This is a genomic window from Escherichia sp. SCLE84 (assembly GCF_012584495.1).
GTDB lineage: Bacteria > Pseudomonadota > Gammaproteobacteria > Enterobacterales > Enterobacteriaceae > ECMA0423.
This window is the reverse complement of record NZ_CP051430.1, coordinates 2,538,403-2,554,176: the sequence shown is the minus strand read 5'-3', so window position 1 is coordinate 2,554,176 and position 15,774 is coordinate 2,538,403. Positions and strand designations below refer to the sequence as shown.

16 protein-coding genes are annotated in these 15,774 nt (G+C 50.4%); 10 read left to right on the top strand and 6 right to left on the bottom strand.

All coding sequences use genetic code 11. The features are described 5' to 3' along the window. Positions 1–38: 38 nt before the first annotated feature. The 4 genes from fimD to fimH are packed head-to-tail and all read left to right on the top strand — an operon-like array spanning position 39 to position 4,654. Positions 39–2,675 carry a fimbrial usher FimD gene (fimD, locus tag HGD79_RS12515; protein WP_137465036.1) on the top strand — a complete coding sequence of 879 codons (2,637 nt, stop codon included), beginning with the start codon at positions 39–41 and terminating at the stop codon, positions 2,673–2,675. A gap of 10 nt (positions 2,676–2,685) precedes the next feature. Continuing rightward, complete coding sequence (fimF, locus tag HGD79_RS12510; protein ID WP_001244838.1) at positions 2,686–3,216, top strand: type 1 fimbria minor subunit FimF; 531 nt, start codon at positions 2,686–2,688, stop codon at positions 3,214–3,216. Positions 3,217–3,228: 12 nt separating this feature from the next. Then, a complete protein-coding gene (gene fimG, locus HGD79_RS12505) occupies positions 3,229–3,732 on the top strand; it encodes a type 1 fimbria minor subunit FimG (RefSeq protein ID WP_000872005.1) in 504 nt (167 codons plus the stop codon). A 19-nt stretch (positions 3,733–3,751) separates the two neighbouring features. Then, positions 3,752–4,654 (top strand): type 1 fimbria D-mannose specific adhesin FimH, encoded by a 903-nt coding sequence (gene fimH, locus HGD79_RS12500; protein ID WP_000832227.1) that lies wholly within the window; start codon positions 3,752–3,754, stop codon positions 4,652–4,654. A gap of 242 nt (positions 4,655–4,896) precedes the next feature. On the opposite strand, the gene gntP is transcribed toward fimH, so the two are convergent. Then, the gene (gene gntP / locus HGD79_RS12495; protein ID WP_114401000.1) at positions 4,897–6,240 is read right to left on the bottom strand and encodes a gluconate permease GntP; all 1,344 of its coding nucleotides are present in this window, start codon (positions 6,238–6,240) and stop codon (positions 4,897–4,899) included. Between the two features lie 339 nt (positions 6,241–6,579). On the opposite strand from gntP, the gene uxuA reads away from it, so the two are divergent. The 3 genes from uxuA to uxuR all read left to right on the top strand — a co-directional run bounded on the left by uxuA (position 6,580) and on the right by uxuR (position 10,293). After that, the gene (gene uxuA / locus HGD79_RS12490; RefSeq protein ID WP_001717218.1) at positions 6,580–7,764 is read left to right on the top strand and encodes a mannonate dehydratase; all 1,185 of its coding nucleotides are present in this window, start codon (positions 6,580–6,582) and stop codon (positions 7,762–7,764) included. An 80-nt stretch (positions 7,765–7,844) separates the two neighbouring features. After that, a complete protein-coding gene (locus tag HGD79_RS12485) occupies positions 7,845–9,305 on the top strand; it encodes a fructuronate reductase (RefSeq protein ID WP_168848408.1) in 1,461 nt (486 codons plus the stop codon). Positions 9,306–9,519: 214 nt separating this feature from the next. Beyond that, on the top strand, positions 9,520–10,293 hold the full coding sequence (gene uxuR, locus HGD79_RS12480) for a Uxu operon transcriptional regulator (protein ID WP_000833686.1): 774 nt from the start codon (positions 9,520–9,522) through the stop codon (positions 10,291–10,293). Positions 10,294–10,433: 140 nt separating this feature from the next. On the opposite strand, the gene HGD79_RS12475 is transcribed toward uxuR, so the two are convergent. Next, positions 10,434–11,264, bottom strand: a complete 831-nt coding sequence (locus tag HGD79_RS12475; RefSeq protein WP_000062558.1) for a DUF2686 family protein — start codon at positions 11,262–11,264, stop codon at positions 10,434–10,436. 333 nt (positions 11,265–11,597) lie between these two features. On the opposite strand from HGD79_RS12475, the gene ytiD reads away from it, so the two are divergent. The 3 genes from ytiD (at position 11,598) to iraD (ending at position 12,329) form a co-directional block, all read left to right on the top strand. Continuing rightward, positions 11,598–11,741 (top strand): protein YtiD, encoded by a 144-nt coding sequence (ytiD, locus tag HGD79_RS26865; RefSeq protein ID WP_275452586.1) that lies wholly within the window; start codon positions 11,598–11,600, stop codon positions 11,739–11,741. Between the two features lie 115 nt (positions 11,742–11,856). After that, the gene (idlP, locus tag HGD79_RS12470) at positions 11,857–11,940 is read left to right on the top strand and encodes an iraD leader peptide IdlP (RefSeq protein WP_120795393.1); all 84 of its coding nucleotides are present in this window, start codon (positions 11,857–11,859) and stop codon (positions 11,938–11,940) included. Beyond that, a complete protein-coding gene (gene iraD, locus HGD79_RS12465) occupies positions 11,937–12,329 on the top strand; it encodes an anti-adapter protein IraD (RefSeq protein ID WP_000986208.1) in 393 nt (130 codons plus the stop codon). The genes idlP and iraD overlap by 4 nt, the downstream gene beginning before the upstream one ends. Here the strand turns inward: iraD and hypT are convergent. From hypT to HGD79_RS12445, 4 genes are all read right to left on the bottom strand, one after another. Continuing rightward, positions 12,322–13,233, bottom strand: coding sequence for a hypochlorite stress DNA-binding transcriptional regulator HypT (hypT, locus tag HGD79_RS12460; RefSeq protein ID WP_000340740.1), 912 nt, complete (start codon positions 13,231–13,233; stop codon positions 12,322–12,324). The genes iraD and hypT overlap by 8 nt on opposite strands. Before the next feature lie 64 nt (positions 13,234–13,297). Then, positions 13,298–14,470 (bottom strand): beta-aspartyl-peptidase, encoded by a 1,173-nt coding sequence (gene iadA / locus HGD79_RS12455; protein ID WP_000568417.1) that lies wholly within the window; start codon positions 14,468–14,470, stop codon positions 13,298–13,300. Positions 14,471–14,482: 12 nt separating this feature from the next. Next, positions 14,483–14,944 (bottom strand): YjiG family protein, encoded by a 462-nt coding sequence (locus tag HGD79_RS12450; RefSeq protein ID WP_168848407.1) that lies wholly within the window; start codon positions 14,942–14,944, stop codon positions 14,483–14,485. Continuing rightward, positions 14,941–15,624: a nucleoside recognition domain-containing protein gene (locus HGD79_RS12445; RefSeq protein WP_001341297.1), complete on the bottom strand. Its 684-nt coding sequence runs from the start codon at positions 15,622–15,624 to the stop codon at positions 14,941–14,943. Before HGD79_RS12445 ends, HGD79_RS12450 begins: the two co-directional genes overlap by 4 nt. Positions 15,625–15,774: the final 150 nt, after the last annotated feature.

Here is a 15,774-nt window from a genome sequence, read left to right as displayed (position 1 = left end):
AAGAATTGACTGCCGGGTGATTTTAAACCGGAGGAATAATGTCATATCTGAATTTAAGACTTTACCAGCGAAACACACAATGCTTGCATATTCGTAAGCATCGTTTGGCTGGTTTTTTTGTCCGGCTCGTTGTTGCCTGTGCTTTTGCCGCACAGGCACCTTTGTCATCTGCCGAACTCTATTTTAACCCGCGCTTTTTAGCGGATGATCCCCAGGCTGTGGCTGATTTATCGCGTTTTGAAAATGGGCAAGAATTACCGCCAGGGACGTATCGTGTCGATATCTATTTGAATAATGGTTATATGGCAACGCGTGATGTCACATTTAATACGGGCGACAGCGAACAAGGGATTGTTCCCTGCCTGACACGCGCGCAACTTGCCAGTATGGGGCTGAATACGGCTTCTGTCTCCGGTATGAATCTGCTGGCGGATGATGCCTGCGTGCCATTAACCTCAATAATCCATGACGCTACTGCGCATTTAGATGTTGGTCAGCAGCGACTCAACCTGACGATCCCTCAGGCATTTATGAGTAATCGCGCGCGTGGTTATATTCCTCCTGAGTTATGGGATCCCGGTATTAATGCCGGATTGCTCAATTATAATTTCAGCGGAAATAGTGTACAGAATCGGATTGGGGGTAACAGCCATTATGCATATTTAAACCTACAGAGTGGGTTAAATATTGGTGCGTGGCGTTTACGCGACAATACCACCTGGAGTTATAACAGTAGCGACAGATCATCAGGTAGCAAAAATAAATGGCAGCATATCAATACCTGGCTTGAGCGAGACATAATACCGTTACGTTCCCGGCTGACGCTGGGTGATGGTTATACTCAGGGCGATATTTTCGATGGTATTAACTTTCGCGGCGCACAATTGGCCTCAGATGACAATATGTTACCCGATAGCCAAAGAGGATTTGCCCCGGTGATCCACGGTATTGCTCGTGGTACTGCACAGGTCACTATTAAACAAAATGGGTATGACATTTATAATAGTACGGTGCCACCGGGGCCTTTTACCATCAACGATATCTATGCCGCAGGTAATAGTGGTGACTTGCAGGTAACGATCAAAGAGGCTGACGGCAGCACGCAGATTTTTACCGTACCCTATTCGTCAGTCCCGCTTTTGCAACGTGAAGGGCATACTCGTTATTCCATTACGGCAGGAGAATACCGTAGTGGAAATGCGCAGCAGGAAAAACCCCGCTTTTTCCAGAGTACATTACTCCACGGCCTTCCGGCTGGCTGGACAATATATGGTGGAACGCAACTGGCGGATCGTTATCGTGCTTTTAATTTCGGTATCGGGAAAAACATGGGGGCACTGGGCGCTCTGTCTGTGGATATGACGCAGGCTAATTCCACACTTCCCGATGACAGTCAGCATGACGGACAATCGGTGCGTTTTCTCTATAACAAATCGCTCAATGAGTCAGGCACGAATATTCAGTTAGTGGGTTACCGTTATTCGACCAGCGGATATTTTAATTTCGCTGATACAACATACAGTCGAATGAATGGCTACAACATCGAAACACAGGACGGAGTTATTCAGGTTAAGCCGAAATTCACCGACTATTACAACCTCGCTTATAACAAACGCGGGAAATTACAACTCACCGTTACTCAGCAACTCGGGCGCTCATCAACACTGTATTTGAGTGGTAGCCATCAAACTTATTGGGGAACGAGTAATGTCGATGAGCAATTCCAGGCTGGATTAAATACTGCGTTCGAAGATATCAACTGGACGCTCAGCTATAGCCTGACGAAAAACGCCTGGCAAAAAGGACGTGATCAGATGTTAGCGCTTAACGTCAATATTCCTTTCAGCCACTGGCTGCGTTCTGACAGTAAATCTCAGTGGCGACATGCCAGTGCCAGCTACAGCATGTCACACGATCTCAACGGTCGAATGACCAATCTGGCTGGTGTATACGGTACGTTGCTGGAAGACAACAACCTCAGCTATAGCGTGCAAACCGGCTATGCCGGGGGAGGCGATGGTAATAGCGGAAGCACAGGCTACGCCACGCTGAATTATCGCGGTGGTTACGGCAATGCCAATATCGGTTACAGCCATAGTGATGATATTAAGCAGCTCTATTACGGAGTCAGCGGTGGGGTACTGGCTCATGCCAATGGCGTAACGCTGGGGCAGCCGTTAAACGATACGGTGGTGCTTGTTAAAGCGCCTGGCGCAAAAGATGCAAAAGTCGAAAACCAGACGGGGGTGCGTACCGACTGGCGTGGTTATGCCGTGCTGCCTTATGCCACTGAATATCGGGAAAATAGAGTGGCGCTGGATACCAATACCCTGGCTGATAACGTCGATTTAGATAACGCGGTCGCTAACGTTGTTCCCACTCGTGGGGCGATCGTGCGAGCAGAGTTTAAAGCGCGCGTTGGGATAAAACTGCTCATGACGCTAACCCACAATAATAAGCCGCTGCCGTTTGGGGCGATGGTGACATCAGAGAGTAGCCAGAGTAGCGGCATTGTTGCGGATAATGGTCAGGTTTACCTCAGCGGAATGCCTTTAGCGGGAAAAGTTCAGGTGAAATGGGGAGAAGAGGAAAATGCTCACTGTATCGCCAATTATCAACTGCCACCAGAGAGTCAGCAGCAGTTATTAACCCAGCTATCAGCTGAATGTCGTTAAGGAGGGCGTGATGAGAAACAAACCTTTTTATCTTCTGTGCGCTTTTTTGTGGCTGGCGGTAAGTCGCGTTTTGGCTGCGGATAGCACGATTACTATCCGCGGCTATGTCAGAGATAACGGCTGTAGTGTGGCCGCTGAATCAACCAATTTTACTGTTGATCTGATGGAAAACGCGGCGAAGCAATTTAACAACATTGGCGCAACGACTCCTGTCGTTCCATTTCGTATTTTGCTGTCACCCTGTGGTAACGCCGTTTCTGCCGTAAAGGTTGGGTTTACCGGCGTTGCAGATAGCCACAATGCCAACCTGCTTGCACTTGAAAATACGGTATCAGCGGCTTCGGGACTGGGAATACAGCTTCTGAATGAGCAGCAAAATCAGATACCCCTTAATGCTCCATCGTCCGCGATTTCGTGGACGACCCTGACGCCGGGTAAACCAAATACGTTGAATTTTTACGCCCGGCTAATGGCGACACAGGTGCCTGTCACTGCGGGGCATATCAATGCCACGGCTACCTTCACTCTTGAATATCAGTAACTGGAGATGCTCATGAAATGGCGCAAACGTGGGTATTTATTGGCGGCAATATTGGCGCTCGCAAGTGCGACGATACAGGCAGCCGATGTCACCATCACGGTGAACGGTAAGGTCGTCGCCAAACCGTGCACGGTTTCCACCACCAATGCCACGGTTGATCTCGGCGATCTTTATTCTTTCAGTCTGATGTCTGCCGGGGCGGCATCGGCCTGGCATGATGTTGCGCTTGAGTTGACTAATTGTCCGGTGGGAACGTCGAGGGTCACTGCCAGCTTCAGCGGGGCAGCCGACAGTACCGGATATTATAAAAACCAGGGGACCGCGCAAAACATCCAGTTAGAGCTACAGGATGACAGTGGCAACACATTGAATACTGGCGCAACCAAAACAGTTCAGGTGGATGATTCCTCACAATCAGCGCACTTCCCGTTACAGGTCAGAGCATTGACGGTAAATGGCGGAGCCACTCAGGGAACCATTCAGGCAGTGATTAGCATCACCTATACCTACAGCTGAACCCGAAGAGATAATTGTAATGAAACGAGTTATTACCCTGTTTGCTGTACTGCTGATGGGCTGGTCGGTAAATGCCTGGTCATTCGCCTGTAAAACCGCCAATGGTACCGCTATCCCTATTGGCGGTGGCAGCGCTAATGTTTATGTAAACCTTGCGCCTGCCGTGAATGTGGGGCAAAACCTGGTCGTGGATCTTTCGACGCAAATCTTTTGCCATAACGATTATCCGGAAACCATTACAGACTATGTCACACTGCAACGAGGCTCGGCTTATGGCGGCGTGTTATCTAATTTTTCCGGGACCGTAAAATATAGTGGCAGTAGCTATCCATTTCCGACCACCAGCGAAACGCCGCGGGTTGTTTATAATTCGAGAACGGATAAGCCGTGGCCGGTGGCGCTTTATTTGACGCCTGTGAGCAGTGCGGGCGGGGTGGCGATTAAAGCTGGCTCATTAATTGCCGTGCTTATTTTGCGACAGACCAACAACTATAACAGCGATGATTTCCAGTTTGTGTGGAATATTTACGCCAATAATGATGTGGTGGTGCCTACTGGCGGCTGCGATGTTTCTGCTCGTGATGTCACCGTTACTCTGCCGGACTACCCTGGTTCAGTGCCAATTCCTCTTACCGTTTATTGTGCGAAAAGCCAAAACCTGGGGTATTACCTCTCCGGCACAACCGCAGATGCGGGCAACTCGATTTTCACCAATACCGCGTCGTTTTCACCAGCGCAGGGCGTCGGCGTACAGTTGACGCGCAACGGTACGATTATTCCAGCGAATAACACGGTATCGTTAGGAGCAGTAGGGACTTCGGCGGTAAGTCTGGGATTAACGGCAAATTACGCACGTACCGGAGGGCAGGTGACTGCAGGGAATGTGCAATCGATTATTGGCGTGACTTTTGTTTATCAATAAAGAAATCACAGGGCATTGCTAATGCAGGTACGCAATATTACCTGAAGCTAAAAACCTGCACGTTAGCCCTTTGTAGGCCAGATAAGACGCGTTAGCGTCGCATCTGGCATAAACAAAGCGCACTTTGCTGGTCTTTTCCCCTCACCCTAACCCTCTCCCCAGAGGGGCGAGAGGACTGTCTGGGCACATTTTTAGACTTTGTCATCAGTCAGAGCCTGCCATTGGCAGGCTCTGGTGTCCTTTTACGCTACCATGCTAATAATCAGCACAATAATCAGCCCAACCACGGAGTTGACCAGCTCCAGCAGACCCCAGGTTTTCAACGTGTCTTTTACTGACAGGTCAAAGTAACCTTTGAACAACCAGAAAGATGCATCGTTAATGTGGGTGAGGGTGTTGGAACCCGCAGCCGTCGCCAGTACCAGCAGCGCCGGATTCACGCCAACCAGCTGACCAGTTGCTGGATCTAGGATTGCAGCACTTATAATCCCGGCGGCGGTCATCGCCGAAACGACACCCTGACCCGTCGCCAGACGAATTAGCACAGTGATCAGCCATGCCATGATGTAGGGCGAGATATTGCCGTGGGACATCAACATGCCGATGGTGTCGCCAATGCCGGTGTCGATGATAGTCTGCTTCAGCACGCCACCCGCACCGATGATCAGAATCACCATTGCAATACTCTTCACCGCGCTTTCAAAAGCGTTCATCACCCACTGCATGTCATGACCACGTGCGGTGCCAAAGAGTACGAATGCAACCACCATCGCAATAAACATTGCAATCGGCGAGGAACCGATAAAGTTAACCACTTCCCAGGCAGGGGTATCTTTTACCAGCCAGATATTGGTGATGGTGGTAGAGATCATAATGATCGCCGGGATCAGCGGCACCAGAATCGAAACGCCGAAAGAGGGCAGATTATTCATATCTACCGGTTGATCTGCTTTCAGGAATGATGGCGTTGGGCGCTCAAGATTGCCGAGGAACTTCGGCAGGATCAGACCTGCGCAGATTACACTTGGGATCGTCACCAGTACGCCATAGATATAAACCATCCCCATATCCGCGCCATAAGCATTCACCAGCGCCACCGGACCCGGCTGCGGTGGGAACAGTGAATGTGCGGTAGTGGCAGCTGCTACTGCCGGGATCGCCAGTTTCAGGAACGGAATTTTAGCTTCGGCGGCAATAACAATAACCAGCGGCGCTAACATGATAAAGGCCACTTCATAGAACATCGCCAGACCAAAAATCAAGCCGATGATAATCACCGACAGCTGTACATAGCGCAGACCGAGACGCGCCAGCAGCGTATGCGCTATCTGGTGAGCCGCGCCGGAGTCGACCATCAATTTACCGATGACCGCACCGAACACCACGATGATAGCCAGTTCCCCCAGCGTGTTGCCGAAGCCCGCTTTCATAGTGTGCAGCAGCGACATCAAATCCATGCCCGCCAGCATCCCGACGGACAGCGCCGCCACCAACAAAGCCACCATTGAATTGATTTTGAACTTCAAATTCAGTACCAGCATCAGGCCGATACCGAATACTACCCAGAGAATGTTAAGCACATGCATAACGTTTTACCTTACCTGGTTGAACCGTTGTTATTTTGGGCGACATGTTATGTAAATTGGTCAACCATTGTTGCGATGAATGTCACATCCTCTGATCAATAACCATCGATAACCTTTTGCTGCAATTTGCAGCAACAACCAGGAGAGTGAAATTCTTGTGATGTGGTTAACCAATTTCAGAATTCGGGTTGACATGTCTTACCAAAAGGTAGAACTTATACGCCATCTCATCCGATGCAACGCCACGGCTGCGGTCTGGTTGTTCATCCGGATACCTAAACAACTCCAGGGTTCCGCGTCTCTTTGCTGTGGAACCCACTATGTGAAAGAGGAAAAATCATGGAACAGACCTGGCGCTGGTACGGCCCAAACGATCCGGTTTCTTTAGCTGATGTCCGTCAGGCGGGCGCAACTGGCGTGGTTACCGCGCTGCACCATATCCCGAACGGCGAAGTATGGTCCGTAGAAGAGATCCTCAAACGCAAGGCGATCGTTGAAGACGCAGGCCTGGTGTGGTCTGTCGTAGAAAGCGTACCAATTCACGAAGATATCAAAACCCACACTGGCAACTATGAGCAGTGGATCGCTAACTATCAGCAGACTCTGCGCAACCTGGCGCAGTGTGGCATTCGCACCGTGTGCTACAACTTCATGCCGGTGCTCGACTGGACCCGTACTGACCTCGAATACGTGCTGCCAGACGGCTCCAAAGCTCTGCGCTTCGACCAGATCGAATTCGCTGCATTCGAAATGCATATCCTGAAACGTCCAGGCGCGGAAGCGGATTACACCGAAGAAGAAATTGCTCAGGCTGCTGTTCGCTTCGCCACTATGAGCGATGAAGACAAAGCGCGTCTGACCCGTAACATCATCGCTGGTCTGCCGGGCGCGGAAGAAGGGTACACCCTCGACCAGTTCCGTAAGCACCTGGAGCTGTACAAAGATATCGACAAAGCCAAACTGCGCGAAAACTTTGCCGTCTTCCTGAAAGCGATTATTCCGGTTGCCGAAGAAGTTGGCGTGCGTATGGCTGTTCACCCGGACGATCCGCCGCGCCCGATCCTCGGCCTGCCGCGCATTGTTTCCACCATTGAAGATATGCAGTGGATGGTTGATACCGTAAACAGCATGGCAAACGGTTTTACCATGTGCACCGGTTCCTACGGCGTGCGTGCTGACAACGATCTGGTTGATATGATCAAGCAGTTCGGTCCGCGTATTTACTTCACCCATCTGCGCTCCACCATGCGTGAAGATAACCCGAAAACCTTCCACGAAGCGGCGCACCTGCACGGTGACGTTGATATGTACGAAGTGGTGAAAGCGATTGTTGAAGAAGAACACCGTCGTAAAGCGGAAGGCAAAGAAGACCTGATCCCGATGCGTCCGGACCACGGTCATCAGATGCTGGACGACCTGAAGAAGAAAACCAACCCAGGTTACTCCGCAATTGGTCGTCTGAAAGGCCTGGCCGAAGTTCGCGGTGTCGAACTGGCGATCCAGCGCGCTTTCTTTAGCCGTTAATACCCACCGGCATGGCTGCGCGCCGTGCCGGTTCCTTCTTCCTTGCCGTCACTCTCTGAAGACGGATTCTGGAGTTTACGATGACTACTATTGTTGACAGCAATCTGCCGGTTGCCCGCCCGTCATGGGATCATTCTCGTCTGGAATCACGCATTGTGCATCTCGGTTGCGGGGCGTTTCACCGCGCGCACCAGGCGCTGTATACCCATCATCTGCTGGAAAGCACCGACAGCGACTGGGGTATCTGCGAAGTTAACCTGATGCCAGGCAACGACCGCGTGCTGATCGAAAACCTGAAAAAACAGCAACTGCTGTACACCGTAGCGGAAAAAGGCGCAGAAAGCACCGAGCTGAAAATTATCGGTTCGATGAAAGAAGCGCTGCATCCGGAAATCGACGGTTGCGAAGGTATTCTCAACGCGATGGCGCGTCCGCAGACGGCGATTGTCTCCCTGACGGTCACGGAAAAAGGCTACTGCGCTGATGCGGCAAGCGGTCAGCTGGATCTCAATAACCCACTGATCAAGCACGATCTGGAAAACCCGACTGCGCCGAAGTCCGCGATTGGTTACATCGTCGAAGCCTTGCGTCTGCGTCGTGAAAAAGGGTTGAAAGCGTTTACGGTGATGTCCTGCGATAACGTGCGTGAAAACGGTCATGTGGCGAAGGTCGCGGTACTGGGACTGGCTCAGGCACGCGATCCGCAGCTGGCGGCATGGATTGAAGAGAACGTCACCTTCCCATGCACCATGGTTGACCGCATCGTTCCAGCGGCGACGCCAGAAACCTTACAGGAAATTGCTGACCAGCTGGGTGTTTACGACCCGTGCGCCATTGCCTGCGAACCGTTCCGTCAGTGGGTGATTGAAGATAACTTCGTTAATGGTCGCCCGGACTGGGATAAAGTGGGCGCACAGTTCGTTGCAGACGTTGTGCCGTTCGAAATGATGAAGCTGCGTATGCTGAACGGCAGCCACTCTTTTCTGGCGTACCTCGGTTACCTCGGCGGCTATGAAACCATTGCCGACACCATGACTAACCCGGCTTATCGCAAAGCGGCCTTCTCCCTGATGATGCAGGAACAAGCGCCAACGCTGTCGATGCCGGAAGGTACGGACCTGAACGCCTATGCGACGTTGCTGATCGAGCGTTTCAGCAACCCGTCTCTGCGTCACCGTACCTGGCAGATTGCGATGGACGGCAGCCAGAAGTTACCGCAGCGTCTGCTGGACCCGGTGCGTCTGCACCTGCAAAACGGCGGCAGCTGGCGTCACCTGGCGCTGGGCGTGGCTGGCTGGATGCGTTACACCCAGGGCGTGGATGAGCAGGGTAATGCCATTGACGTGGTCGACCCGATGCTGGCGGAGTTACAGAAGATCAACGCGCAGTATCAGGGCGCAGACCGCGTGAAAGCGCTGCTGGGCCTGAGCGGTATTTTTGCCGATGATCTGCCGCAGAATGCCGACTTTGTTGGCGCAGTGACGGCGGCATATCAGCAGCTGTGCGAACGCGGTGCGCGCGAGTGTGTGGCTGCGCTGTAACTAACTGATTACCCTACAGACTTACTGGTCAATCAAACTGATATTTGGTTGACCAGTTTTCGTTTTTTTGCCCACCTGTACGTGCCAACTTCCAGTGCTAATGGTATAGTTTGAGATTAACGGGGGCCGTAAAATTGCCCGTTGTAGGCCGGATAAGGCGTTCACGCCGCATCCGGCAAAAATTTGATTAACCGCACCTAACGGACACAACACCATGAAATCTGCCACCTCTGCGCAAAGACCTTACCAGGAAGTCGGGGCGATGATCCGCGATCTGATCATAAAGACGCCGTACAACCCTGGCGAACGGCTGCCGCCGGAGCGTGAAATTGCAGAAATGCTTGATGTCACGCGGACGGTGGTACGTGAAGCGCTGATCATGCTGGAGATCAAAGGGCTGGTGGAAGTGCGCCGGGGTGCCGGTATCTATGTTCTTGATAGCTCAGGCAGCCACAACACAGACAGTCCGGATGCCAACGTCTGCAATGATGCGGGTCCTTTTGAGCTGTTACAGGCGCGTCAGTTACTGGAAAGTAACATCGCCGAGTTTGCCGCCCTGCAGGCTACCCGCGAAGATATCGTCAAAATGCGTCAGGCATTGCAACTGGAAGAGCGTGAACTGGCTTCCAGTGCGCCGGGCAGCAGCGAAAGCGGTGACATGCAGTTCCATCTCGCTATTGCCGAAGCAACGCATAACAGCATGCTGGTGGAGCTGTTCCGTCAGTCCTGGCAGTGGCGGGAAAACAACCCAATGTGGATCCAGTTGCACAGCCATCTGGATGACAGCCTGTATCGCAAAGAGTGGTTGGGCGATCACAAACAGATCCTCGCCGCGTTAATCAAAAAAGATGCCCGAGCGGCGAAGCTGGCAATGTGGCAGCATCTGGAAAACGTTAAGCAACGTCTGCTGGAATTCTCGAACGTTGACGATATTTATTTTGACGGCTATCTGTTTGATTCATGGCCGCTGGATAAAGTCGACGCCTGACTTATTATAATAAGCGCAAGGGTAAACGTTCCTTGCGCTTTCTTAAATTAAGAAGTCGCAATGAGTATTACTTTGTAAATTGCAGGGTATTGTTTAAATATCTGTATAACCTGAATATTAGTACTCATTCTTCTCAGTGGCTATTTACCAATATAATTCCATTCACCATTTTTTAATTCAAACAGTTCTGGAAGAGATGACGGTTGCAGAGTCATGCGTTTGAGTGGCGCATCTTCATCACCGGGGATAACGTTATATCCCATTTTTGCATGGATCTCCGCGGTACCGGGATAGGCTTCTATACCAATTATTGGGTCATTTCCCATTCCAATATTAGCATTAAGTAATGCGGCAAGGGCGAATCCGGAAGAATTTGCTACCCCTGAGACAGTTATTATCTGATCAATATAGATATCAATTCTTGGCTGCTCATTGGTCCATCTTTTTGCCTGAGAAACTGGAAGGGTTGAAATATATCCTATCGTGGTTCCGGCGTAACCTGGAACATTGCAACCAGGGCCTAATGTTATTTCATGAACTGTATAGTCCTCAACAGGATCGAAAGGGCTCTTCATAAATAAATTTAGCCGTAAACCTTCTGCTAATTCTGTAGCAGCATGCGCCTTTTTACATATACCACCATATATTTCGTCTAAAGCTGAGGTGATTTTCAAGTTTCGATAGAGCATACGTCCTGTTGTTGTAATACCATCGGATTCTCTGCATGCTTCTGTCACATAATTAAATGGCCAGGACTCTTTACTAATATCAAGTTTTCTAATTTCGACAACGCTTTTTCCATCGTAATTATGGTTATTGCCACGAGCAAGAGGCAGAAGATAGATATTTTCCGTATCCAGGCGAGCTCGTTCATATTTACGTGTTAACTCATTGTCGACTTTTGGGTGATGAAGGAAGTGATTATCTGTAATAATTTGACTCTGAAGGGCATTGCTTAATGGCATAGACATAATAGTTACCTTTTAGGAGTATTTCACTGATGTTTAGAAAAATAGATAAATTTTTCTGTAGTAAAAAGAGAAGTAAACAAATGACATGCATGTTTCTGTTGTAGTGATATCAACTCTACACGGTGATATTAAAGGGTAGGAAACACTCTAAAGTATCAAAAAACGCTCATTTGAAATTATTTTCATGCAATTAAAAAGCATATCTTATTACTAATTGGAATTTGATGTTGCTATATTGATGTCTATATTAATAATGCCTGTGAATGGTATTTTTGATGTATTTGATATGTTATCAATTTATATTATTTACAAACTAATTGTTTCAAATAATACATGACTGATTATGCGGAAATAAATAATTTCCCACCGGAATTAAGTAGCAGCGGTGACAAGTATTTTCATCTACGTAACTATTCGGAATATTCAGAATATACTAGCGGTTTTTTTTTGAGTTTGATGATTTTTATCAAATCATGACTTTTTTCCTGAAAAGTCAGTAGATATTCATAGGCAAGTAAGGTTTTATACTTTGCTGACAGGATTCAGGCCTGTCTCAGACTGACATGGATGTAATGAACAAAAGGGAATGGCTATGGAAAATGAGCATCAATACAGTGGTGCCCGGTGTTCAGGGCAAGCCGCATATGTTGCTAAACGTCAGGAGTGCGCAAAATGATGCGCCAATCACTTCAGGCTGTTTTACCTGAAATTTCAGGCAATAAAACGTCATTGCTGCGTAAATCGGTATGCAGCGATCTCCTCACTCTTTTTAATTCTCCTCATTCGGCATTACCGTCATTACTTGTTTCAGGCATGCCAGAGTGGCAAGTGCATAACCAGAGCGACAAACATCTCCAGAGCTGGTATTGCCGTCAGCTGCGTTCTGCACTGTTATTTCATGAGCCACGGATTGCGGCGTTGCAGGTTAATTTTAAAGAAGCGTACTGCCACACTCTGGCGATCAGCCTTGAGATAATGCTGTACCACGACGGTGAACCGCTAACGTTTGATCTGGTCTGGGATAATGGCGGTTGGTGTAGTGCGATGCTGGAGAATGTCAGCTAAGCACAATCTCCAGCTCGCGCAGTTCACGCCAGAAGCGTTCGGCAACTGGATTCATGCGGGTATTCATTCGGTATGCATAGGCCTGAATCGGGATCACCAGTTCGTCCCGATTCAGTACAACGAGCTTCCCGCTGCGAATTTCTTGTTGGATGGCGTACTCCGGCAGCCAGGCAATCCCACAGCCGTCGAGGGCAACCTGCTTTAAAAGCTCGCTCATCGAAGAGACAAAAAAGGTGCTGAAACTTAACTCACTGTGGCGCGTCAGGGTGCGATTAATCAATCGCCCCATGTAGGAGTTGCGGCTGTAATTCAGTAACGGAAAGTGTGGCTGCGCGAGGTTAAAAAGTGCTTCTCCGTGTTCGTCACTGGCGCAGACAGGGAACAATTGAGATTCAAATAAGCGAATGTGGTCAAACGGCGCTTCCAGCAAATCTTCGTCGTGAAAGGAAAAAATACAGTCACTTTGCCCTTCACGCAGTTTATCGACCGCTTCATCGACATCAATAGCTTCAATTGCCCAGGTAAAGAGCGGCGGCATCTGGCTGATAATGGACGGTAACAGCCCGAGGGAAAGAGAGTGTGCAGCGGCTATCTTGATTTTTCGTTGCGCGTAATCGCTGCCGCCACGCAGCTCTGCCAGATTGCTCTCTAACTGTTGCAACAGATGGCGGATCTGCGAATGGAAGATTTTCCCTTGTTCTGAGAGTTGCAGCGGCGTTACCTGGCGGTTAAACAATTCAACACCAATCGCCTGTTCCAGCGCACGGATGCGGCGGCTGAATGCCGGTTGCGAGACGTTGCGACTGACTGCCGCCTGGGAAAAATTGCGGCATTTTTCCAGGGTCAGAAAATCATAAAGCCATTTGGTTTCAATATTATGCAAAATCGCACCACAGTCATCCATTACGTTTTACTCTGTCAGCCGCCCTTGCGGGCATTCTACGTCCATTCGGGCGGCTGACAACCGTTTAAGCCGTTTCAAACGTTCCTTTCACGCAGGCTTTGCCGTCTTTGACCATCAGTTTGCCGCGAGCGTATACCTGCTCAATGCGCAGTTCTGGCGTCATGACCAGCAAGTCAGCATCATTGCCTGGCAGAATTTCGCCTTTCCCGGTCAGGTTAAGGAAACCGGCTACGCTACTGGTGAGCGGGCGCAGGGCATCGCTGATACTGAAATCATAGTCTTTGACCAGCACCTGCACGGTTTCCAGCAACGTTTCAAAACCGGCAACACCGATATGGGTTAAATTCCCTTCGTCATCGAAGAACGGCTGGCTACCGTTGCCGTCGGAGCTGAGGGTGACGCGTGCCAGCGGAATACCCGCCTGAACGGCGCGGGCAATACCTTCGGCAGGGGCGACCGGTTCGTCAATGCTGCTGGTGATATCGATAGTGCCGCCTTTGCGCGCGAACTCCAGCGCCTGCTCAAACAACGGAACGTTGCGGTTAACGTGGGTCGGCAGCAACTTGCTGATCGGCACATCGCAGTTTTCCAGCAGGTCATAGACAGGCTGTAACGCCTTTTTGCTGTCGCCCATGTGGAACACGGTGACGCCAGGTTTACCGCCGAGCAAACCGCCAACGCGGGATTCCGCCGCCATATTAGCCAGGTGATAAACGTCCGGTGCGGCAGAACGGTGATCAGAGATGGCGCATTTCACGCCAATCACACGATCGATAATCGCCACGTCTTTTTCCACGGAACCTGTAATGGTGCGGGAAGGGACATGATAAGCGCCGGTCAGCATCCAGGCGCTGATGCCTTCTTCATTGAGCGCACGGGTCTTGGCGAGCAGGGATTCCGGGTGGCGAGAGATAGAGTCGGTGCCCAGCAGACCAACCACTGACGTAACGCCCGCTTCCGTCAGGCGACTTAGCGCCACTTCTGGCGTGCGCGTCGTGGGACCTGCTTCGCCGCCACCACCAATCAAATGGACGTGTTGATCAATAAAACCAGGACAGAGGATCTGCCCGCTGAGATCGACAACCGTGCAGTCCGGTACAATGTCAGAAGGGATATTGCTGGCAACGGCGATAATTTTGCCGTTAGCGACGAGGACATCGCAAATTCCCCGATCTTCCGGCGCATACAAATGCGCTCCCTGCAGCAGGGTAAAACCGGCTGCGGTATAATCAATCATGGTAACTCCTTGTTAAACAATAAGCTGCATAACCCAGATCGACAGCAATGCGTTAATCACGCAGACCGTAATGATATGCGGGTAATATTTGGCATTCACTTCGGCTGTCCCCAGGCAGCGACCGACATTTTGCACCGGGTTGCCCATTAAATACATCGCGGGCAGTAAAACGGTGACATCGTGACCGGTTAATGCGCCAGCGGTTGCCAGACTGGCGGCAACACCGACTGCGCCACCCATACTCATTAATGCGGCTAAAAGGACGGTTGCCGATTCACCGGGTAATCCCCACAGCGCCATTACGGGTTCACAGATATGCCCCACCCAGTCGAGCAGGCCGGTAATTTTCAGCGCCTGAATGATGACAAACGCCATCACCACGTTTGGCAGCAGGTTGGTCGTGGCGATAGTAAAGCCACGGCGCGCACCATCGATAAACATATCCATGACGTTTTTGCGGACCTGAGTTGTCATGCTTGCGCTCCTTGCGTTGGGTTGCGACGTTCTTCGAAGTTAAGCCAGACGCGCAAAATGTTGGCTCCGACAAATTTAAACACCAGGATGACGGCTAAAGGTACGATTACGGACGTGCCCAGAAAGGCGAACACCGCGACGCCGGAAGAGAAGTAGTTGGTGATGATGGCGCTACCGCTGGTTTGATATGCGGCGAAAATCACTTTATCGCGTTCGGTAATTTCCCCTTCCTGCGCCAGCTCTTTGGTCATACCGGCGGCGGCATCAGTGTTTTGCAGGTTAGCGATCAGCGCCAGCGAGCAGATCCCTGGAATGCCCAACAACGGTTTTAGCACAGGTGTCATTAACTGCTGCGCGGCGCGTAATCCACCAAGACCATCGGTAATTGAAATAATCCCCAGAGAGAGAATGACTGACGGTGCCAGCTCCAGCGCAAAGAGAAAGCCATCTTTAGCCCCCGCGCCACCCGCCCCGCGAAATGAGGTGGTGGCTCCGTTCGCACCAGGCAGTTGCCCAAACGATCCGTTCAGAACGGAAAAATCAAAAACGCGCCACCAGCTGTCTGTCCCGGAAAAAACACCGGAAAAAAAGATTATGGTGAGAAAAAAAGCCAGATACCCTTTAATGCCCACTTTTTCTGTCGCCAGATCCCCGGCTACAGCATCCCCTTGTTGTGTCATAACAATCCCCATTGTTTTTTTGTGTTTGTGTGTTGCTTGAGCCAGGAAAATTCCTGGAACTGAAAAACCTTATCAGCCATGTGGGTATGGGGAAAATGCAAGTATGTTTCTGGCTATGCGTTTTTTGCATAGGGGAAACATTACGCTGTG

Excerpts from the sequence above, each read along its gene's own strand:
- gntP (WP_114401000.1), bottom strand. The coding sequence starts at position 6,240 with ATGCATGTGCTTAACATTCTCTGGGTAGTATTCGGTATCGGCCTGATG.
- iadA (WP_000568417.1), bottom strand. The coding sequence starts at position 14,470 with ATGATTGATTATACCGCAGCCGGTTTTACCCTGCTGCAGGGAGCGCAT.
- hypT (WP_000340740.1), bottom strand. The coding sequence starts at position 13,233 with ATGGATGACTGTGGTGCGATTTTGCATAATATTGAAACCAAATGGCTT.
- idlP (WP_120795393.1), top strand. The coding sequence starts at position 11,857 with ATGGAAAATGAGCATCAATACAGTGGTGCCCGGTGTTCAGGGCAAGCC.
- HGD79_RS12485 (WP_168848408.1), top strand. The coding sequence starts at position 7,845 with ATGACTACTATTGTTGACAGCAATCTGCCGGTTGCCCGCCCGTCATGG.
- fimF (WP_001244838.1), top strand. The coding sequence starts at position 2,686 with ATGAGAAACAAACCTTTTTATCTTCTGTGCGCTTTTTTGTGGCTGGCG.
- uxuA (WP_001717218.1), top strand. The coding sequence starts at position 6,580 with ATGGAACAGACCTGGCGCTGGTACGGCCCAAACGATCCGGTTTCTTTA.
- HGD79_RS12445 (WP_001341297.1), bottom strand. The coding sequence starts at position 15,624 with ATGACACAACAAGGGGATGCTGTAGCCGGGGATCTGGCGACAGAAAAA.
- HGD79_RS12450 (WP_168848407.1), bottom strand. The coding sequence starts at position 14,944 with ATGACAACTCAGGTCCGCAAAAACGTCATGGATATGTTTATCGATGGT.
- uxuR (WP_000833686.1), top strand. The coding sequence starts at position 9,520 with ATGAAATCTGCCACCTCTGCGCAAAGACCTTACCAGGAAGTCGGGGCG.
- iraD (WP_000986208.1), top strand. The coding sequence starts at position 11,937 with ATGATGCGCCAATCACTTCAGGCTGTTTTACCTGAAATTTCAGGCAAT.
- HGD79_RS12475 (WP_000062558.1), bottom strand. The coding sequence starts at position 11,264 with ATGTCTATGCCATTAAGCAATGCCCTTCAGAGTCAAATTATTACAGAT.
- fimH (WP_000832227.1), top strand. The coding sequence starts at position 3,752 with ATGAAACGAGTTATTACCCTGTTTGCTGTACTGCTGATGGGCTGGTCG.
- fimG (WP_000872005.1), top strand. The coding sequence starts at position 3,229 with ATGAAATGGCGCAAACGTGGGTATTTATTGGCGGCAATATTGGCGCTC.
- ytiD (WP_275452586.1), top strand. The coding sequence starts at position 11,598 with ATGACTGATTATGCGGAAATAAATAATTTCCCACCGGAATTAAGTAGC.
- fimD (WP_137465036.1), top strand. The coding sequence starts at position 39 with ATGTCATATCTGAATTTAAGACTTTACCAGCGAAACACACAATGCTTG.